Below are 16,231 nucleotides of genomic sequence, written 5' to 3' on the forward strand. Positions count from 1 at the left end.
AGTGTTGTTGCCATCGATTTCTCCTCTTTCGTTGATCAGACCCGCCAGCAGCCTCTGTCCGCCCGCGGGCCCACTCTCTCTTGCATCACAGCTTGCTGTTCTACTGCCTGTTCCAAATCTCCAAACCTAAACAACCCGTCCTGCTCCTTCGATGCCGCCATGCCGGAAATATCTCGTCACGGCGCTGTCCGGAGCGGATCTTACTCTTTCCTGTACCCTCGTCCACTGCTTTTGCTTTTTTGTATCGACCGGAGCCGAGCCAACCGCCCGTTACCGTCCGGCGACCGACCTCTTACGTCCCGGTCTGCCCAGCCTGACAGATTGATCTGACAGACTGCCATCCGATACACGCCCGCAGTCTTGCAAAGACTATCCCTCTTTCCGTCCTCAAGTCAAGATGTTTTGTCGGGCGAATCGAAGAGGAAAAGACGCCATCAGCCCGATGCACGGGGCTTTTGGGCGGAACGACGGAAGAGGCGCGAGCTATTGCGCGAGGGTCGTCCAGACGCACGGAAGGTAGGGAAATCAGAACCTGTCCGCCACCTGCCTTCGTACCGCTACCATCGGGACAATATTCCATCCAGCTGCTCCAGGCTGCTGTAGTGGATGACTACGCTGCCCTTGCCCTTTTTTCCCGGCTGTATGATCACCCGCGCACCGAGTTTGGCCGACAGCGTTTCCTGAAGGCGCAACAGATCCCGGTCCGGCCTGGGAGCCTGTCGCGATGCTGCCGAATGCTCCATCTGCTGCACCAGCTTTTCCGTCTCGCGCACCGATAGCTGCCTTTGCACCACCAGATTGGCAACGTGCGCCTGCCGGACGGGGGAGAGCGCGAGCAGGGCGCGCCCATGTCCCATGTCGATCTTCCCCTGCATCAGGAGTTGCTGTACCGGCGGCGACAGGTTGAGTAACCGCAGGAGATTGGACACAGCGCTGCGGGAGCTGCCCAGCGCCTGACTGGCCGTCTGGTGGGTCATGCCGAATTCCTTGATCAGCCTCTGTATTCCCAGCGCCTCTTCCAGGGGATTGAGATTTTCGCGCTGGATGTTTTCGATCAACGACATGGCCAGCGCCGCTTCATCCGGCACTTCGCGGACCAGCGCCGGGATTTCTACAAGCCCGGCAATCTGCGCGGCACGCCAGCGCCGCTCACCCGCGATGATCTCGAAGGCATGGGTGGATACGGGCCGCACCAGCACCGGTTGCATCACGCCCTGGGACTTGATGGAGTCGGCGAGCTCGGCCAGCGACTCCTGGTCCATCCGGGTGCGCGGCTGGTACTTGCCCGGCTGCAACTGGGTGACTTTCAGGTTGCGCAGCGACTCCTCGCCTCGAAGACTCTCGTCATTTCCCGCCAGCAGCGCGTCCAGCCCCCTGCCCAGCCCTTTTGTCTTTGTTCTCGTCATGCCTTGCCCTGTCGCATGTCTTCGTTTTCCTGATCGTGATTCAGCCGGATACGGGAGGATTGCCGGGCTCCCCACCGAGTATCTCGCCCGCCAAGGCCAGATAGGCCTGCGTGCCCTTCGACAGCCTGTCGTGATAAAGCACCGGCACGCCGAAACTGGGAGCCTCGGCCAGCCGTATGTTGCGGGGGATCACCGTGCGGTACACCTTCTCGCCGAAATGCTGCTGCAGCTGCTCCGACACCTGCTGCGCCAGGATATTGCGCGGATCGTACATGGTGCGCAGGAGTCCCTCGATCTCCAGCACCGGATTCAGGTTGGCTCGCACCTTCCGGATGGTGTTGACCAGGTCGCTCAGGCCCTCCAGCGCATAGTACTCGCACTGCATCGGTATCATCACCGTGCGGGCGGCACACAGGCCGTTGAGCGTGATCAGGTTGAGCGCGGGCGGGCAGTCGATGAGGATGAAATCATACTCGTCCGCCACCTCCCGCAATCCCTCTCTCAGGCGCATCTCGCGCCTGGGCAGATTCACCATCTCGACCTCGGCCCCGGCCAGGTCGCGATTCGCAGGAATCAGATCGTACTTGCAATCGGCCGCCGCCACGCGTACCGCCGCGATGGACTCGCTGCCCAGCAGCACATGGTAGACCGTATGGGCCAGGCCGCGCTTGTCCACACCACTGCCCATGGTCGCGTTTGCCTGCGGATCCAGATCGATCAGCAGCACGCGCCGTCCGGCGGCCGCGAGACTGGCCGCAAGATTGACGCTGGTGGTGGTCTTTCCCACCCCGCCCTTCTGGTTGGCTACCGCCAGTATGCGCGTCACCCCGCGGCCCCCACCGATCGGCAACGCAGATGCGAACTGGGGAAATGGAAGAAAACTCCAGATTTGAAGCCATTAAAATGTAAGTAAGCACTCACTTTATTTTGCCTCGTCGTGCTTACCGGTCGCTGCCGGCGCGGGATGGATCATCACCAGATGCCGCTCCGCATCAAGACCCGGCACCGTGATCGGGAATACATTTTCGACTACGAAGGACGCCGGTATCTGCGCCAGTTCCTCATGCGGATAGATGCCTTTCATCGCCACCATCCGTCCATTCTCCGCCACCAGGTGTCCCGCCAGCCTGATGAAGTCGCACAGGTCGGAAAACGCCCTGGAAATGACAGTATCATATCCTTTGCCGGCACGGGATGCTTCCACCCGTCCCATCGTCACTTCGGCATTGCCCAGTTCCAGCTCGATGAGCATCTGCCGCAGGAACACGGTCTTCTTGTGGCTGCTCTCGATCAGCGTCACCTGCCAATCCGGCCGCGCCAACGCCAAGGGAATACCCGGCAGCCCCGCGCCGCTGCCGACATCCGCGACTCGTGGACCCGCGACATGCGGCAGCACCGCGAGACTGTCGAACAGATGCCGGACCAGCATCATTTCCGGATCGCGCACCGCGGTGAGGTTGTACACCTGGTTCCACTTCCCGATCAGTGCCAGGTACTTCAGCAATCGCCCCCGCACCTCCTTCGGAAACACCCCGTCGAGAATCTCCAGTCCGGCGTCGAGCCGCTTCGCCAGCATTACGCGCTTTTCTTCCGGTCACGCGGGGAGGGCGCGGATGGAAATCCCCGCTTGGCGTACACCAGCAGCAGCGAAATCGTCGCGGGCGTGATGCCGGGAATGCGTGCCGCCTGGGCCGCCGTTTCCGGCCTGTGCTGATTCAGCTTCTGGCGCGCCTCGCTGGAAAGACCGGGCACTGCGGCATAGTCGAGATCCTGCGGCAATCTCGCCTCCTCATAGCGCGCATTGCGCGCCATCTCGTCCCGCTGGCGCGCGATGTAGCCCTGGTACTTGGCCTGGATTTCGACCTGCTCCGCCACCAACGGATCTGCAACTGCCTCCCCGGCGCCGGGCAAGGCCATGAGATCGGCGTAGGTCACGCCCGGGCGGCGCAGCAGTTCGCTCAAAGAGTATTCACGCCCGATGGCTTTTCCCAGCACCCGTTGAACGTCGGCCTGCAGGCCCGACTCTCCCGGATTCAGCCAGATGGCCTTCAGCCGCGCCTGCTCGCGCCCGATGGCTTCGCGCTTGGTCTCGAAGACGCGCCAGCGGACATCATCCACGACGCCGAGCCGACGCCCGGCCTCCGTCAGGCGCAGGTCCGCATTGTCCTCGCGCAGTTGCAGGCGGTATTCGGCACGGCTGGTGAACATGCGGTACGGCTCGGTGACACCGCGCGTGACCAGATCGTCCACCAGCACGCCCAGGTAGGCCTCGTCGCGGCCGGGACACCAGGGATCCCGCTCCAGCGTCCGGAGCGCCGCGTTGATGCCGGCCAGCAGGCCCTGTGCAGCCGCTTCCTCGTAGCCGGTGGTACCGTTGATCTGGCCGGCGAAGAACAGTCCTTCTATCGCCCTGGTCTCGAGCGAACGCTTCAGGCTGCGAGGATCGAAATAGTCATATTCGATGGCATAGCCGGGACGCGTGACGTGAGCGCCTTCCAGGCCCCGGATGGAGCGGACCAGCTCCACCTGCAGATCGAGGGGCAGGCTGGTCGAGATTCCGTTCGGGTACACCTCGTGGGTGTCGAGCCCTTCGGGTTCCAGGAAAACCTGGTGCGATTCCCGTTCGGCGAACCGCACGACCTTGTCCTCGATGGATGGGCAGTAGCGCGGCCCCACCCCTTCGATGACCCCGGTGTACAGCGGCGAGCGGTCGAGGCCGCCTCGTATGATTTCATGCGTGCGCACATTGGTGTGGGTGATCCAGCACGGCCGCTGGCGCGGATGCGATGTGGCGCGCCCCATGAACGAAAACACCGGGAGCGGCGAGTCGCTGAGCTGCTCGGCCATCACGGAAAAATCGATGGTGCGGCCGTCCAGCCGTGGCGGGGTACCGGTCTTCAGCCGTCCCACGGGCAGATTCATCTCCCGCAGGCGGGCAGCGAGAGTGGTGGCAGGCGGATCCCCGGCGCGGCCCGCCCGGAAGCTGGAGGAACCGACATGCGCCACTCCGCCGAGGAAAGTGCCGGCAGTCAGCACCACGGCGCGCGCGAAGAACCGGGCGCCTGACTGCGTCGCCACGCCTACGGCCCGGTCTCCCTGCACCAGAATATCGTCGACTGCCTGCTGGAACAGCCGCAAACGGGGCTGGTTCTCCAGGCGGTGCCGGATCGCCTGGCGATACAGGACGCGGTCCGCCTGGGCGCGCGTCGCGCGCACCGCCGGCCCCTTGCTCGAGTTGAGGATACGAAACTGAATCCCGGCCTCGTCGGCCGCTTCGGCCATGGCGCCCCCCAGCGCATCCACTTCCTTCACCAGGTGCCCCTTGCCGATCCCCCCGATGGAGGGATTGCAGGACATCTGGCCCAGCGTTTCAATGCTGTGGGACAGCAGGAGGGTACGGCACCCCATGCGCGCCGCCGCAAGCGCCGCCTCGGTGCCGGCATGGCCGCCGCCGATGACGATGACGTCGAAACTCTCGGAAAAATTCATTACCCACACTCCCTGCGCCGACCGCGATCGGCACGCAAGCACAGTGCGGCATTCTACGGCAAAAAGGCGGGAAGGGTAAGGAGAAGGCGATGTTTCACGTGAAACATCGCCGGCAGGTGCCGCAGATCATTGTCGCGAGCGGCGCCCATGACTTTGCCGGCTTCTTTCGGAAGACGCGGAAATGGCGCTTGTGCCGGGAACGACATCTCAACGGCACCCGCGCGGCCACGGAACCGCCCTGCCTTATCATGCCCACATCGAACCGCTCATGATCCTGAAGGCAGCATGGATTCAGTCCGTGCACAGGAACGCTCGAGTTGGCCCGTTCCATACAACGACTGCCGATGAAGCCACACGCAGCATCGTCGGCGCGAAATGTTCGGCACGTCGGAAATCGACGTGCCGAAAAGAACCTCGTTCGCCTTGACGGCTGGATGCCACAGCGGCGGCCAGGACAGTCGACGGGCCTCTTGTTGCGGCCGGGATTCGGGCTATTTCAGGTTCATGCAGCTCGCGTAGTAGCTGACTGTCGCCGGCCAGTCCGAAAAGATGCCCAGGATTCCTACCTCCTTAGCCAGCACGTCCAGCGCCTTGTACATGTCGCCGTCCTTCCTGATCACCGCGCCGGACGGATCGAAATCGTAGTAGAAACCCGCGCCGGACGCTCCCTGGCGCAGGTCCGATCGCTCGAAGGTCCAGGTGATGATGTCGAAGCCCAGCGCCTTCAGATCCCGCGCCAGACGCGAAGGCACCACACGATTGCCGCTCACCGCAAGGAGCGCCGGCATGGCGGGAGCGACGATCTCCACCCTGGCCTTGCGCAGCTCCGCGAGGAACCTGAACTGATCCTCTCTCCTCACCAATTGCCTGCCGGCGATGTCGAAGAGCAGGATGTTGTCCCTGTCCGCATCGTAATCGATCAGGAAGACCGCCTGCCTGCCGTACGCCGTATTCCGCACCCAGTACAGCACGTCGTTCACGTCGAACGACTGGGGCCACGCGTCACGCGGCCTGACACCGGCCGCCCGCAGCTCGTCCGCCAGCTTCTGCGCGTACTGCTCCTGGCCACCGAATACCTGAGCGATCGTGGCGGGATCGCCGCCCTTCAACTCGGGAGTGTGCCTGACGCCATTCCTCTCGTTGAGCTCGATGCTCTCGCGCAGGGTCATCAGCGTGCCGCGGCCGGTGTAGAGGTCGGTACGCCACGATGCCGTGCCGCCCAGGAACTCCTCGGGCGTGCGCGCGGCGGGATTGAATGCGTCCATCTTCCCCCGCAGGCTCCTGAACTCCTCGAGGCTGAGTTCGGACGTACGGCATTCGGCGCTGGCCGGTGTCAGCAGATTGCCGTCCGCATCGAAGCTCGCCGGCGTGAACGGCTTGATGCAGGTGGCGGCAAGCGGCGTGACCAGTATGTCGGTCGTCGTGTGCAGATCGTTCTGCGCGTGCCGGCACACGAAATCGCCGTCCTTGGTGAACGTCACGTCGCATTCGACGATGCCCGCGCCCATGCGCGCAGCAGCCTGGTAGGATTCCTTCGTGTGCTCGGGAAATTGCAAGGCAGCCCCGCGGTGCCCGATGGAAAAACCGGTACGGCGGAAAGGACCGTTCGCACACTGCAACAGCCGCTTCTTCAGCGGTCCATTCTCCATGCTCTCCACCAGCTGGAACGGGCGGGGTCCAAGCTGGATCGACTGACTGCCCCCACGGTCATGATCCCGATCATGACCGTGGTTCCCGCGATGACCATCATCCCGGTCCGCGAACGCGCAACCGGGAAACAAGGCAAGTGCAGCCACTACTGCGGCAACCTGTATGACTTCGCGCATCATTGGGTCCTCCTCTGCGTTGCGGGCGCGAGTGTGCTCCCGTATCCGTGAACGCTACAGCAGGAACATGATGCGAGAATGACATCGCCGTGAACCAATCAGCGCAGGGGAAGCCGGCCTTCATGCGGCTTTTCGCGCCAAGGGAACCGGCCCTGGATTCCGAGACCAGGACGTTCATTACCGGGCTGCAATCAGAGGGCGGTATGCATTGCACTCTTGAGTATCTCCCATTTTCATGCCATTATTCATGCCATGAAAATTACCATGGATATTGCCGGGCGGATTGTGGTGCCCAAGCCGCTGCGGCAGGCGCTCGGCCTGACACCCGGTCAGCCGCTCGAGATACGAGCGGAAAACGGGCGCCTCGAAATCGAAGTGGTGCCGACACCCATGCGTCTGGAAAAGAAGGGGAAAGGCGTTGTCGCCGTTCCCACCACGAAATTGCCCGCACTCACCGCCGCTCAGGTTCGAGATACGCTGGAACGCGTGCGGCGTTGATCGCAGTCGACACCAGCCTGGTCGTGGCCGCCTTCGCATCCTGGCACGAAAGCCACGAACCCGCGCGTCGCATACTCGAGAAAGGCGCACGTCTGATCGACCACTGCGCGCTCGAAACCTACTCCGTACTGACTCGCTTGCCTCCTCCGCATCGTACGCCAGGTATGGTGGTGCGGGATTTCGTGACGGCACGATTCACTGAACCGCTTCTGCGATTGGATGAAAGAAGCTACAAGAGCTTCATCCTGGAACTGGCGGAGCGCGGGATTACAGGCGGTTCCGCGTATGACGCGCTGGTGGCTGCCACCGCCGTGGCGCACGGGGCCGAGCTCGTCACATGCGACCGGCGCGCGTTGCCGGTGTATGAACGATACGGCCTTCGGATACAACTGCTGGAATAAAATTTCGGCGCGCACCTCCCATCTATAGATGCATCAGGCCGGACGGCCGAACCGTCAAGAACCCACGGCCGGCATCCGACAGGCCCCGTCCCACCTGACAAGCCTTCGCACGGCCAAGCCCGGTTCGGCAGACTCAAGCCAAGTAATGATTCTGTCATTCCGCGCGACGAGACGTTCCCCATCCTTCTCGATCCGGTCGAGCAAGGTGTTTCCAATTTACCGATAGCCTCGGAGGGCCCCGATCTCATACGGGACAACTTGTCCCTCATGCAGGCCGGACAGAAACCGGCTTGCATCATCCTCGCTCCAAAACCCGTCACCAGCGTAAATGCTGACACAATGGGAATGGCGGAGAGGTACCTGTCCTCGCTTCGGCCCCTCCTGAACCCTCAGTCAGAAAATATGAACGTCCAGCAATTTCCATGGCACGTACCGCGTTACCCAGGGAGATCTCAATCGAGCCTGGATAGCGGCTCCCGGCATGGCCACAGCCACCAGCATCCTGCATCGCCCGAATCCCTGCCGCCACTATCGCGATTTGCGAGTGGCACCCTGTATCTTTCCATTTGCGTATCACATGCACATCGCAATGACAGGGGTCCAACATGGGTATTCCGATCAGATTGCCCGAGATTCACGATGGGAGAACCGATCGCGCGAAACGCCGGTTCCTCGGCAGGCTCGCGGGGCTGCTGACTGTCGCTCCCTTCGCGCCACGGGCCTCCACGGCATCCCGCGTGGTGCTCATCCAGACCTCCCCAATCGCCGGATTCCAGTATCACGACGGCGAAGCGGTGTGGACAGGGTTGCGCGTCGGGCAGGCGCTCACACTGGTGCGCGAGTCGCGCAACCCCCATGACGGCAAGGCCGTGCGTGTCGACTGGCTGGGCCACAAACTCGGCTATGTGCCACGAAGCGAAAACCATGCGGTTGCGGAGCTGCTCGACCGCGGTGCCAAACTGTCGGCACGCATCGCCGCGCTGAGCGAGAAACGCGATGCCCACGGATGGAAGTCGAACTGGGACCGGGTGCGGCTCGAAGTGTTGCTGGCGGCGGAACCTTGAAGCGTGAGCGCATTGCCTGGCCACTGTTCTGGCTATGGCTGTGGTTTCATGAGTCAGGAGGTAGGGGCTCCCGCATTGCAAGGCTTCATCTTCGGGAGCTGAATGATGGAAAACTGAGTAACGTGCAGGTACATACAGGGATTGTCAAAGATGGTAGCTACGAAACTATTGATAGCCAACACAATTATTTATTTGCATAATAAACGGATCAGTTTATATGCATCGTAATATATTTCCGCGACATCATGCCGCGGCCGCATCGATCAGCATAATAGAACAGCTTGCTTACAGGAGGGTTTCATGATTCCGCTAGCTCTGAACACACTTGTAGCGTCGACAATTGAGGATGCCGCCCTGCGCCGCCGCCAGGCACTTCAGCCGGTGGGTGGAAAAGGCGACAAGATCTTTCCGCCCACCTACCCGGGTGAGGGACGCAATGCCCCGCCCCGCCATGTGTATGAAAAGCGGCGGCTGGAGACGCAGGATACCTGGTGTGTCCTGGTCGACAGCGTCCAATCACAGGCCAACCGGTTGGAGGAATGCCTGCTCCAGGCGATGGCAGACGGCATTCCGATCCCGCACGTCGCGGTGGACTTCAGCGACGCCAGGCTGGAAGGGATTTCCAGCATCACCTCGCTCGACGCTCCGCACCGCGTCTACGACGCGATCCTGCGCGACAGCCTGCTCGGGAAAGAGCCGTTCATGGAAAGCGAGGTCGGCAGGCGGCTTGCGAAGGCCAAGGCTGAGGACGCCTCGGCGCTGCTGGAGATCTCGCCCACTGCGCTCCTGTTCGGCGCCTGGCACTCGACCGGGGAAGGGGGCGGGATCGGCGCCAAATTCGCGCGGTGCCTGATATCCGAGATCACCGGGATCGACGTCCCCGTGGAAGAAGTGACGGACCGGAGAACCGGAGAGATCGACTTTCGCACGACCGGGCGCCGTACCGGGAGCAGGATGGACCCGCTGGGGATTCTGAGGAAGGTAGAGGTTTTCAAAGGCGAGTACGGCTGGAGCACGAGTGACGCTGCAGCGGGAAAGAAGGCGAAGAAGGTCAGGCCATCTGAAATCAACCATGGCAACATCGCGCCGTCCGTGCAACCGCTGGGCGTCACCTGCGATCATCTGGAACACAGTTTCGTGCTCAGTTTCGCCGCCCTGCGTCGATTGCGCTTTGGCGGTGGCGAAGAACGGGATTCCGCGGCCCGCGCCTTCCTCGCCGCGCTCGGCCTCCTTGCGCTCGCCGAGCAGGATGCGCGAGGCTATGCGCTGCGTTCGCGCTGCGACCTGGTGTGCGATGGGCGCGCGGCGCTCGAACTGGTGCATCCCGACGGGACGACCGACGCCGTCTCGATCGATCGTGCAGGCGCGCACAAACTCTACATGGACGCATTTGAAGCGGCCCGGGCCGCAGGCTTCCAGCTTTCGGGAACCCCCCTGGCCCTGACGCCGCAGGACAAATTGGTCGAAATCGTTCGCAAAAGCCAGGATCTTGCACTTCATGGAGCGGGCGGCGAGGATGGAGATTCCGACGATCCATCATCATGAGCCTCGTCCTCGAAATCGAATACCTGTCCGGCGTCTCGTTCGCAGCGATCGGCCCCGACAGTGCCGCGCCCGACTGGCCGCCGCAGCCCGACCGCGTTTTCTCGGCCCTCGTCGCGGCATGGGCAGGGCGAGGACAACACAGGCACGAAGCGCAGGCGCTTGAATGGCTGGAAGGACAGACACCGCCCCGCGTCCTCGCATCTTCCGCCTGCACGCGCACGGGTGCGATTGTTTTCGTGCCGCCGAACGACCCCCGCAGCGACAAGCAGAAGAACGCACGAGGCGTCTTTCCGCCGTTGCGCGGTCGCCAGCCGCGCCGCTTCCCTGCAGCACGGCCCGCCAAGCCGGTCGCGCGCTTCGCATGGGACGACGCAGTCCCGGACGGCACGACGCTCTCCGCATTGCAGCGGTTGGCGCACGACACCGCTTACGTCGGCCATTCGGCCAGCCTCACGCGCTGCCGCTTTTCCACCGAGTGCGGCGAATCAAGCTCGGATTCGCAATCGACTGCGCAACGCAATATCTATCCCGGACGTTTCGCGGAATTGCAGCGCGAGTTCGCGGCGGGCCGCCGGCCCCTGCGCAGCACGGCGTCTGCAACCCCTTCCAGCCCGGTCACGGCCGGCACAAACGCGTTCGGTGACCGCTGGCTGCTCCTGGAGCACGTCGATGGGGACATGCCCGATCTGCGCGCGTGCGCCATCGTGGCGAAGACCATTCGCGATGCCCTGCTCAGCGGCTATAAACGCATCGGCCGGGAAAACGCCATTCCCGAAGCCGTCAGCGGGCATACGCCGGACGGGAAACCGAGCCGCGCACCCCATCTCGCGATTGTCCCGCTGCCGTTTGCCGGCTTTCCTTACGCCGATGGGCACGTGATGGGCTATGCGCTCATTCCGCCCCGCGACGGCGGGCTTCACGACGGCTCGAATTTCGATCCCGTCTTCCTGAAGGCGCTGAGAACCATCGCGCCCCTGACCGGCAGCCGGCGCATCCTGACGGTCAAACCCAGAGAGGGGACGGGTCGCCGCCGCGGTTTTTCCATCGACCTCTCGTTGACGCAGGAGCCGTCCGCGAGCAAGCGCTCGCTCGACCCCGGCCTATACCTGCAGCGATCGCGAACCTTTGCGACCCTAACGCCGATCGCACTCGACCGGCATCTCAAAAAGGAAGACGGCGCGCGCGAGGATGAAATCAAAGCGCTGATCGCCGCTGCCTGCATCAATATCGGACTGCCGGAACCCAGCAGGATCGCCACCGACAAGCACTCGGCCCTGGAGGGCGCACCTTCGGCGTATCCCTCCGGAAAGGCGCCCGCATGGATGCGGTGGCATCTGCCTTCCTCCCTTGCCAGCCGACTCCTCGTGCACGCCGTGATTCAGTTCCCCAGCCCCGTCGATGGACCGGTGATCCTCGGCGCGGGACGTTTCGTCGGACTCGGCCTGTGCAGACCTCTCGACAGGGAGGCACGATGACTCTGTCGCTCGATGACTTCAGCGCATTCTTCCAGGAAATCCACGGCTATGAGCCGTTCCCCTGGCAGAAACGCCTGCTCGAATATGTCGCCGCGCAGGGAACATGGCCGCGGATACTCGATTTACCTACGGGTTCGGGCAAGACCGCCGCGATCGACGTCGCCGTGTTCCACCTCGCCCTGGAAGCGGATCGCGGGAGCAGGCGCAGCGCGCCGGTACGCATCGCCTTCGTGGTGGACCGGCGCCTCGTGGTGGATGACGCCTTTGCACGCGCGCAGACCCTGGCCGGGGCCCTCGCATCGCCAGGCGGACCGGTCACCCGCCGCGCCGCCGAGCGGCTTCTTTCCCTTGCATGCGACGAGTCCAGGGGCCGCCGTCCGCTGATCGCGCGCCGCCTGCGTGGCGGCCTGCCGAGGGAGGACGATTGGGCGCGCACCCCGTCGCAGCCGACCATACTTTGTTCGACGGTTGACCAGATCGGCTCGCGTCTTCTGTTTCGCGGCTACGGCGTGTCGGACTCGATGAAACCCGTGCACGCCGGCCTGATCGGATCCGATTGCCTGATCCTCCTGGACGAGGCGCACCTCGCGGAGCCGTTCCATCAGACGCTGAACTGGGTGGAGCGCTATCGAGGCGAAGGCTGGAGGGAAGAAAAGCATGCCCCGCCCTGGGGCATGGCCCTTCTCACCGCCACGCCCGGCGAGGAAATCCCGGCAACTTTCGCGCTCGATGACGACGACAGGCACCACCCGGTTCTGGAGAAACGTCTGAATGCCGGCAAACCGGCGCGCCTCGCGGAACTGGGAAAAACAAAGAAGGAAATGGCCGAAGACGGCAGCGAAACCGAAGATGGCGACAAAATCTTGATCCGGCGCGTGTCCGCAATCGTCGAGGAAGTCGAGCGCGCGTTCCGGCATTTCGAGACGGCCCCCCATGGCGTGCCCGTTCCCGCCATCGGCGTGGTCGTCAACCGCGTCGCACGTGCGCGCGCCGTGTTCTCGAGGCTGAAAAAAGAACTCGAGCCGAAGATTCCGTCCGCCGAGATCACCCTGATGATAGGGCCGGCACGGCCCGTGGAAAGGGACGAACTCGCCGACACGCTCCGGTCCATTCGTACGAAACCATGGAAGGATGGTGAGAATCGCATCCTGCCCAGACCCGTCGTCCTTGTCGCAACGCAGTGCATCGAGGCCGGCGTGGATATCGATCTCGACGCGCTCATCACCGAAGCGGCCGCGCTGGACGCACTGCGCCAGCGTTTCGGCCGGCTCAACCGCGCGGGGCGCGATATCGTTCCCTATGCCGCGATCGTGGCAGCCAGGGATGACCTGTCGCCGAGAAACGTCGACCCGGTCTACGGCAAGGCGATAAAGCATGCCTGGGATGGCCTGATCCAGGCCGCTGCGAAGGAAGGCTCGGCATCCATCGTGGATTTCGGGCTTGCCCGCTTCAACGTCGAGATAGTGCCGGAGGCGCTGTCGCCCAAGCCGGATGCGCCCGTGCTCATGCCCGGCCATCTGGATCTGCTGAGCCAGACCTCGCCCATACCGGCCGCCGATCCGGAGGTTGCGCTCTATCTCCACGGACCCGATCGCCAGCCGGATTCGATATCGGTCGTCTGGCGCGCCGACATCGATCCCGGCGAAATGGCCGACGGCGACGTCCAACGAATCCGCCGCCGCCTGACGCTCGTTCCGCCGCGATCGGGAGAGGCCGTCGAGCTGCCGTTATGGGCCGTCCGCCGCTGGCTGGACGACGCCGGCGCCACGGACGTGCTCGCGGATGCTGCAACGGAAGCGCCGGAGGAAGATCGTGTGAATTCTCCCGGAAAAAAAGGCTGTGTATTCGTCTGGAAAGGCAACGACGAGCGCTCGCGATGGATTTACTCCCATGAGATTCGCGCAGGCGACGCCATCGTGGTCCCCGCCCGCTACGGCGGGATCGACAGATTCGGATGGGCGCCGAAATCCACCGAGGCCGCGAGCGACGTTGCACACAAGACGGCGGCACTGTTCAAGGGATGCCGGTTTGCGATCCGCATCACACCCGGCCTCATCGACCCTGCACTCGACGAACCGCTGGCGGACACCCTGGCTAGCACCGAGTCCCAAGGTTGGAAGGAGGTGGCCACGGCGCTCCTGCAACTGCCATTGCCAGCGGAGATCCGGCAGGATCTCGATTCGCTGCGCGAAGCCAAAAAACCAGCCAGCGTCACGGCCTACCTGGATCTGTACGGCACGACGGAAGACGGCCGCCCTCGCGGCGTCGTCTTTATCGCGCCGTTCGGGATCAGGAACCAGCCCATGGACGAGGAGGGTTCGCCCAACGCAACCGAGGACGACACCAGCGGCTCCCTGCTGGGACTGCCGTTGGCGCTTGATCGGCACAGCGAGGACGTGGAGCACAAGGCGGATCTGTTCGCCAGGGCGGCGGGGCTTCCCGAGGCGCGGGTGCAAGACCTGAGGCTCGCCGGTTTTCTGCATGACTTCGGCAAGGCCGATCCCCGCTTCCAGAAATGGCTTCATCACGGAGATCCGTTGGGGTGGGATCCGGACGAAGCGGCGGACATTCTCGCCAAGTCGGGGCGCCCGCTGCCGCCTGCCGCCCGCATGATGTCGGGCCTGCCGGACAACTGGCGGCATGAGGCATTGTCCGTGCGGCTGGCCTTGCACGTTTCACGGTTCAGCGAGGCCAGGGATCCCGAGCTGGTACTCTGGCTCGTGGGAATCCACCACGGGCATGGCCGTCCGTTTTTCCCGCACATGGACCCTCTGGACGCCACGCCCCGCGAACTGCCGGACGTGCTCGGCCTTCCGCAGCAGCTACCTTCCGGAGCAGGCCCCCAGTCGATCGCCTTCGACTGGAACGGTCTCGACTGGCCGAAACTGTTCGAGCGCGTCAAGGCCCGCTACGGCCCATGGGGGCTCGCGCACATGGAAGCGATCCTCCGGCTCGCCGATCACCGCGCTTCGGAAGACGCCAAGGAGAACATACAATGACGGCCACCGCCTCCCATCGGCTCGAAGGGCTGGAACCGGACAACCTGCTTGCCTTTCTTGCGCTGCTGGGCTTGCTGCGCGCGATCGAGTGCGCGGACGAACGCCATGCAAAAGGCGAAAAACTTCTGCCACGCGTGGCGTGGGACATCGGTGCCCCACCTCTGCGGCCCCGGCTGCTCCTTGCGCGCACCGTGCCGCCGGACGACGTTTGCGGATACATCGCGCACGGCCTGGCGACCCTGTACGCCACGCATGACTTCGCCGGCAGGAAGGATCCGAATTATGCGCAGGAAGAGTGCCGCGCGCTGCTGACGCACGCGGCGGAATCCGCCCAGCCGGGGCAACGCGCGCGCGCCGACCTGCTGACCGCATTGATGACAGATGCCGCCGTCAAGGACGACAAGGAAGCGTGCATCAACCCGACCCCGCTTTGCCTGCTTTTCGGGCAGGGCCATCAGCATTTCCTGCAGCGGCTGGCGGCGGTGCCTCGGGAACCGGCCCCCCCGCCACGCGGCAAGGGCAAGAAAGCGGTCACGCTGTCGGAAGCCGAATGCCTGGCCGAGGCATTGTTCCAGCCCTGGCATCGAACCGACCCGATGTCCTCCTTCCGATGGGATCCGGAGGAAGACGTTCGCTACGCCCTGATGGCCGGCGACCCCACCGACTCGGCGTACAAGAGCGGCACCCAGCACGGCGCCAACCGCCTGGCCGCGGTGGGGCTGGCCGCCCTGACCCTCGTCCCCGAGCAGCGCACCGGGCGCGTACGCCCAAGCATCATCGGCGGGCACTTCAATGTGGACGGCTTCTCCTTCTCATGGCCGATCTGGCGCGAACCCGCCACACTCTCCTCCATTCGAGCGCTCATCGGGCACCCGCGCCTGCGGCAGCCCGAAGCACTCGGATACCTGGGCGTCCATCAGGTCATGACCGCAAAACGCATATCGGTCGGCAAGTTCATGAACTTCGCACGAGCGGTTGCATTGGCGAATTGATCGAGATTTAATGACATATCACTGAACCGGTAGCTCAGTATCATCCATCATGCTTCGGACAGATCGAGCCTTGCAATTCCCCGCAGATCAACCTGCTGTCGGATCTTCCAGAGATCGTGTGCATCCTGCATCGCAAGCCAGCTCTCTGCAGACCTGCCAAGCGCCTTCGAAAGCCTGAGCGCCATCTCCGGAGTGACTCGACTGCTACCCTTGAGCACGCGACTCAACGTCGATGCCGCCACGCCCAGCGTCTGGGCGAGCTCTCGTCCGCTAAGCCCGTGGGGCTCAAGATAGATCTCCGAGATGAACTCGCCCGGATGTGGTGGGTTGTACATGGTCATCAGTGGTAATCCTCGTATTCCAGAACGTAGACATTTCCCTGGATGAATTCGAAAGTCAGACGCCAGTTTCCGTTGACGAAGATGGACCAGCGACCCTTCATTTCATCTTTCAATGGATGAAGCCAGAAGGCTGGGGTATCATTTTTCTCACATCATATAGTCATATCACGCCGATCTGGCTTTGCCTTGATTATT

Annotated in this window: 14 protein-coding genes; 7 read left to right on the forward strand and 7 right to left on the reverse strand. The window is 63.4% G+C overall.

Annotated features, from left to right (window positions below):
• Positions 1–557: 557 nt before the first annotated feature.
• From BT108_RS05610 to BT108_RS05635, 5 genes are all read right to left on the reverse strand, one after another.
• Entirely contained in the window at positions 558–1,406 is an 849-nt protein-coding gene (locus BT108_RS05610) for a ParB/RepB/Spo0J family partition protein (RefSeq protein WP_072293570.1), read from the reverse strand.
• A gap of 40 nt (positions 1,407–1,446) precedes the next feature.
• Complete coding sequence (locus tag BT108_RS05615) at positions 1,447–2,232, reverse strand: ParA family protein (RefSeq protein ID WP_072293667.1); 786 nt, start codon at positions 2,230–2,232, stop codon at positions 1,447–1,449.
• Positions 2,233–2,328: 96 nt separating this feature from the next.
• Complete coding sequence (gene rsmG, locus BT108_RS05620) at positions 2,329–2,982, reverse strand: 16S rRNA (guanine(527)-N(7))-methyltransferase RsmG (protein WP_072293571.1); 654 nt, start codon at positions 2,980–2,982, stop codon at positions 2,329–2,331.
• Positions 2,982–4,895, reverse strand: coding sequence for a tRNA uridine-5-carboxymethylaminomethyl(34) synthesis enzyme MnmG (gene mnmG / locus BT108_RS05625; RefSeq protein WP_072293572.1), 1,914 nt, complete (start codon positions 4,893–4,895; stop codon positions 2,982–2,984). The genes rsmG and mnmG overlap by 1 nt, the downstream gene beginning before the upstream one ends.
• 491 nt (positions 4,896–5,386) lie before the next feature.
• Positions 5,387–6,724, reverse strand: a complete 1,338-nt coding sequence (locus BT108_RS05635) for a glycerophosphodiester phosphodiesterase family protein (RefSeq protein WP_072293574.1) — start codon at positions 6,722–6,724, stop codon at positions 5,387–5,389.
• Positions 6,725–6,937: 213 nt separating this feature from the next.
• On the opposite strand from BT108_RS05635, the gene BT108_RS05640 reads away from it, so the two are divergent.
• From BT108_RS05640 to BT108_RS05670, 7 genes are all read left to right on the forward strand, one after another.
• Entirely contained in the window at positions 6,938–7,219 is a 282-nt protein-coding gene (locus BT108_RS05640; RefSeq protein ID WP_218184824.1) for an AbrB/MazE/SpoVT family DNA-binding domain-containing protein, read from the forward strand.
• Entirely contained in the window at positions 7,216–7,620 is a 405-nt protein-coding gene (locus tag BT108_RS05645) for a type II toxin-antitoxin system VapC family toxin (protein ID WP_072293576.1), read from the forward strand. Before BT108_RS05640 ends, BT108_RS05645 begins: the two co-directional genes overlap by 4 nt.
• Positions 7,621–8,225: 605 nt before the next feature.
• Positions 8,226–8,684: an HIRAN domain-containing protein gene (locus tag BT108_RS05650; RefSeq protein ID WP_083566247.1), complete on the forward strand. Its 459-nt coding sequence runs from the start codon at positions 8,226–8,228 to the stop codon at positions 8,682–8,684.
• A 300-nt stretch (positions 8,685–8,984) separates the two neighbouring features.
• Positions 8,985–10,229 (forward strand): type I-G CRISPR-associated RAMP protein Csb1/Cas7g, encoded by a 1,245-nt coding sequence (gene cas7u, locus BT108_RS05655; RefSeq protein WP_072293577.1) that lies wholly within the window; start codon positions 8,985–8,987, stop codon positions 10,227–10,229.
• Entirely contained in the window at positions 10,226–11,704 is a 1,479-nt protein-coding gene (gene csb2, locus BT108_RS05660) for a type I-G CRISPR-associated protein Csb2 (RefSeq protein WP_072293578.1), read from the forward strand. Before cas7u ends, csb2 begins: the two co-directional genes overlap by 4 nt.
• Positions 11,701–14,703 carry a type I-G CRISPR-associated helicase/endonuclease Cas3g gene (cas3u, locus tag BT108_RS05665; RefSeq protein WP_072293579.1) on the forward strand — a complete coding sequence of 1,001 codons (3,003 nt, stop codon included), beginning with the start codon at positions 11,701–11,703 and terminating at the stop codon, positions 14,701–14,703. The genes csb2 and cas3u overlap by 4 nt, the downstream gene beginning before the upstream one ends.
• Entirely contained in the window at positions 14,700–15,695 is a 996-nt protein-coding gene (locus BT108_RS05670) for a type I-G CRISPR-associated protein, Cas3-extension family (RefSeq protein WP_072293580.1), read from the forward strand. Before cas3u ends, BT108_RS05670 begins: the two co-directional genes overlap by 4 nt.
• A gap of 47 nt (positions 15,696–15,742) precedes the next feature.
• Here BT108_RS05670 and BT108_RS05675 read toward each other — a convergent pair whose 3' ends face one another.
• Both BT108_RS05675 and BT108_RS14290 read right to left on the reverse strand, forming a co-directional pair.
• Positions 15,743–16,054: a HigA family addiction module antitoxin gene (locus BT108_RS05675; protein ID WP_369816949.1), complete on the reverse strand. Its 312-nt coding sequence runs from the start codon at positions 16,052–16,054 to the stop codon at positions 15,743–15,745.
• Positions 16,036–16,137 (reverse strand): type II toxin-antitoxin system RelE/ParE family toxin, encoded by a 102-nt coding sequence (locus BT108_RS14290; protein ID WP_083566248.1) that lies wholly within the window; start codon positions 16,135–16,137, stop codon positions 16,036–16,038. The genes BT108_RS05675 and BT108_RS14290 overlap by 19 nt, the downstream gene beginning before the upstream one ends.
• Positions 16,138–16,231: the final 94 nt, after the last annotated feature.

This window comes from Nitrosovibrio sp. Nv17, assembly GCF_900119085.1.
Lineage (GTDB): Bacteria > Pseudomonadota > Gammaproteobacteria > Burkholderiales > Nitrosomonadaceae > Nitrosospira.

What these genes read in the sequence shown, in the direction of transcription:
- BT108_RS05610 (WP_072293570.1), bottom strand. Translation starts at nt 1,406, where the DNA reads ATGACGAGAACAAAGACAAAAGGGCTGGGCAGGGGGCTGGACGCGCTG.
- rsmG (WP_072293571.1), bottom strand. Translation starts at nt 2,982, where the DNA reads ATGCTGGCGAAGCGGCTCGACGCCGGACTGGAGATTCTCGACGGGGTG.
- BT108_RS05670 (WP_072293580.1), top strand. Translation starts at nt 14,700, where the DNA reads ATGACGGCCACCGCCTCCCATCGGCTCGAAGGGCTGGAACCGGACAAC.
- cas7u (WP_072293577.1), top strand. Translation starts at nt 8,985, where the DNA reads ATGATTCCGCTAGCTCTGAACACACTTGTAGCGTCGACAATTGAGGAT.
- BT108_RS05650 (WP_083566247.1), top strand. Translation starts at nt 8,226, where the DNA reads ATGGGTATTCCGATCAGATTGCCCGAGATTCACGATGGGAGAACCGAT.
- BT108_RS05635 (WP_072293574.1), bottom strand. Translation starts at nt 6,724, where the DNA reads ATGATGCGCGAAGTCATACAGGTTGCCGCAGTAGTGGCTGCACTTGCC.
- BT108_RS14290 (WP_083566248.1), bottom strand. Translation starts at nt 16,137, where the DNA reads ATGAAGGGTCGCTGGTCCATCTTCGTCAACGGAAACTGGCGTCTGACT.
- mnmG (WP_072293572.1), bottom strand. Translation starts at nt 4,895, where the DNA reads ATGAATTTTTCCGAGAGTTTCGACGTCATCGTCATCGGCGGCGGCCAT.
- csb2 (WP_072293578.1), top strand. Translation starts at nt 10,226, where the DNA reads ATGAGCCTCGTCCTCGAAATCGAATACCTGTCCGGCGTCTCGTTCGCA.
- cas3u (WP_072293579.1), top strand. Translation starts at nt 11,701, where the DNA reads ATGACTCTGTCGCTCGATGACTTCAGCGCATTCTTCCAGGAAATCCAC.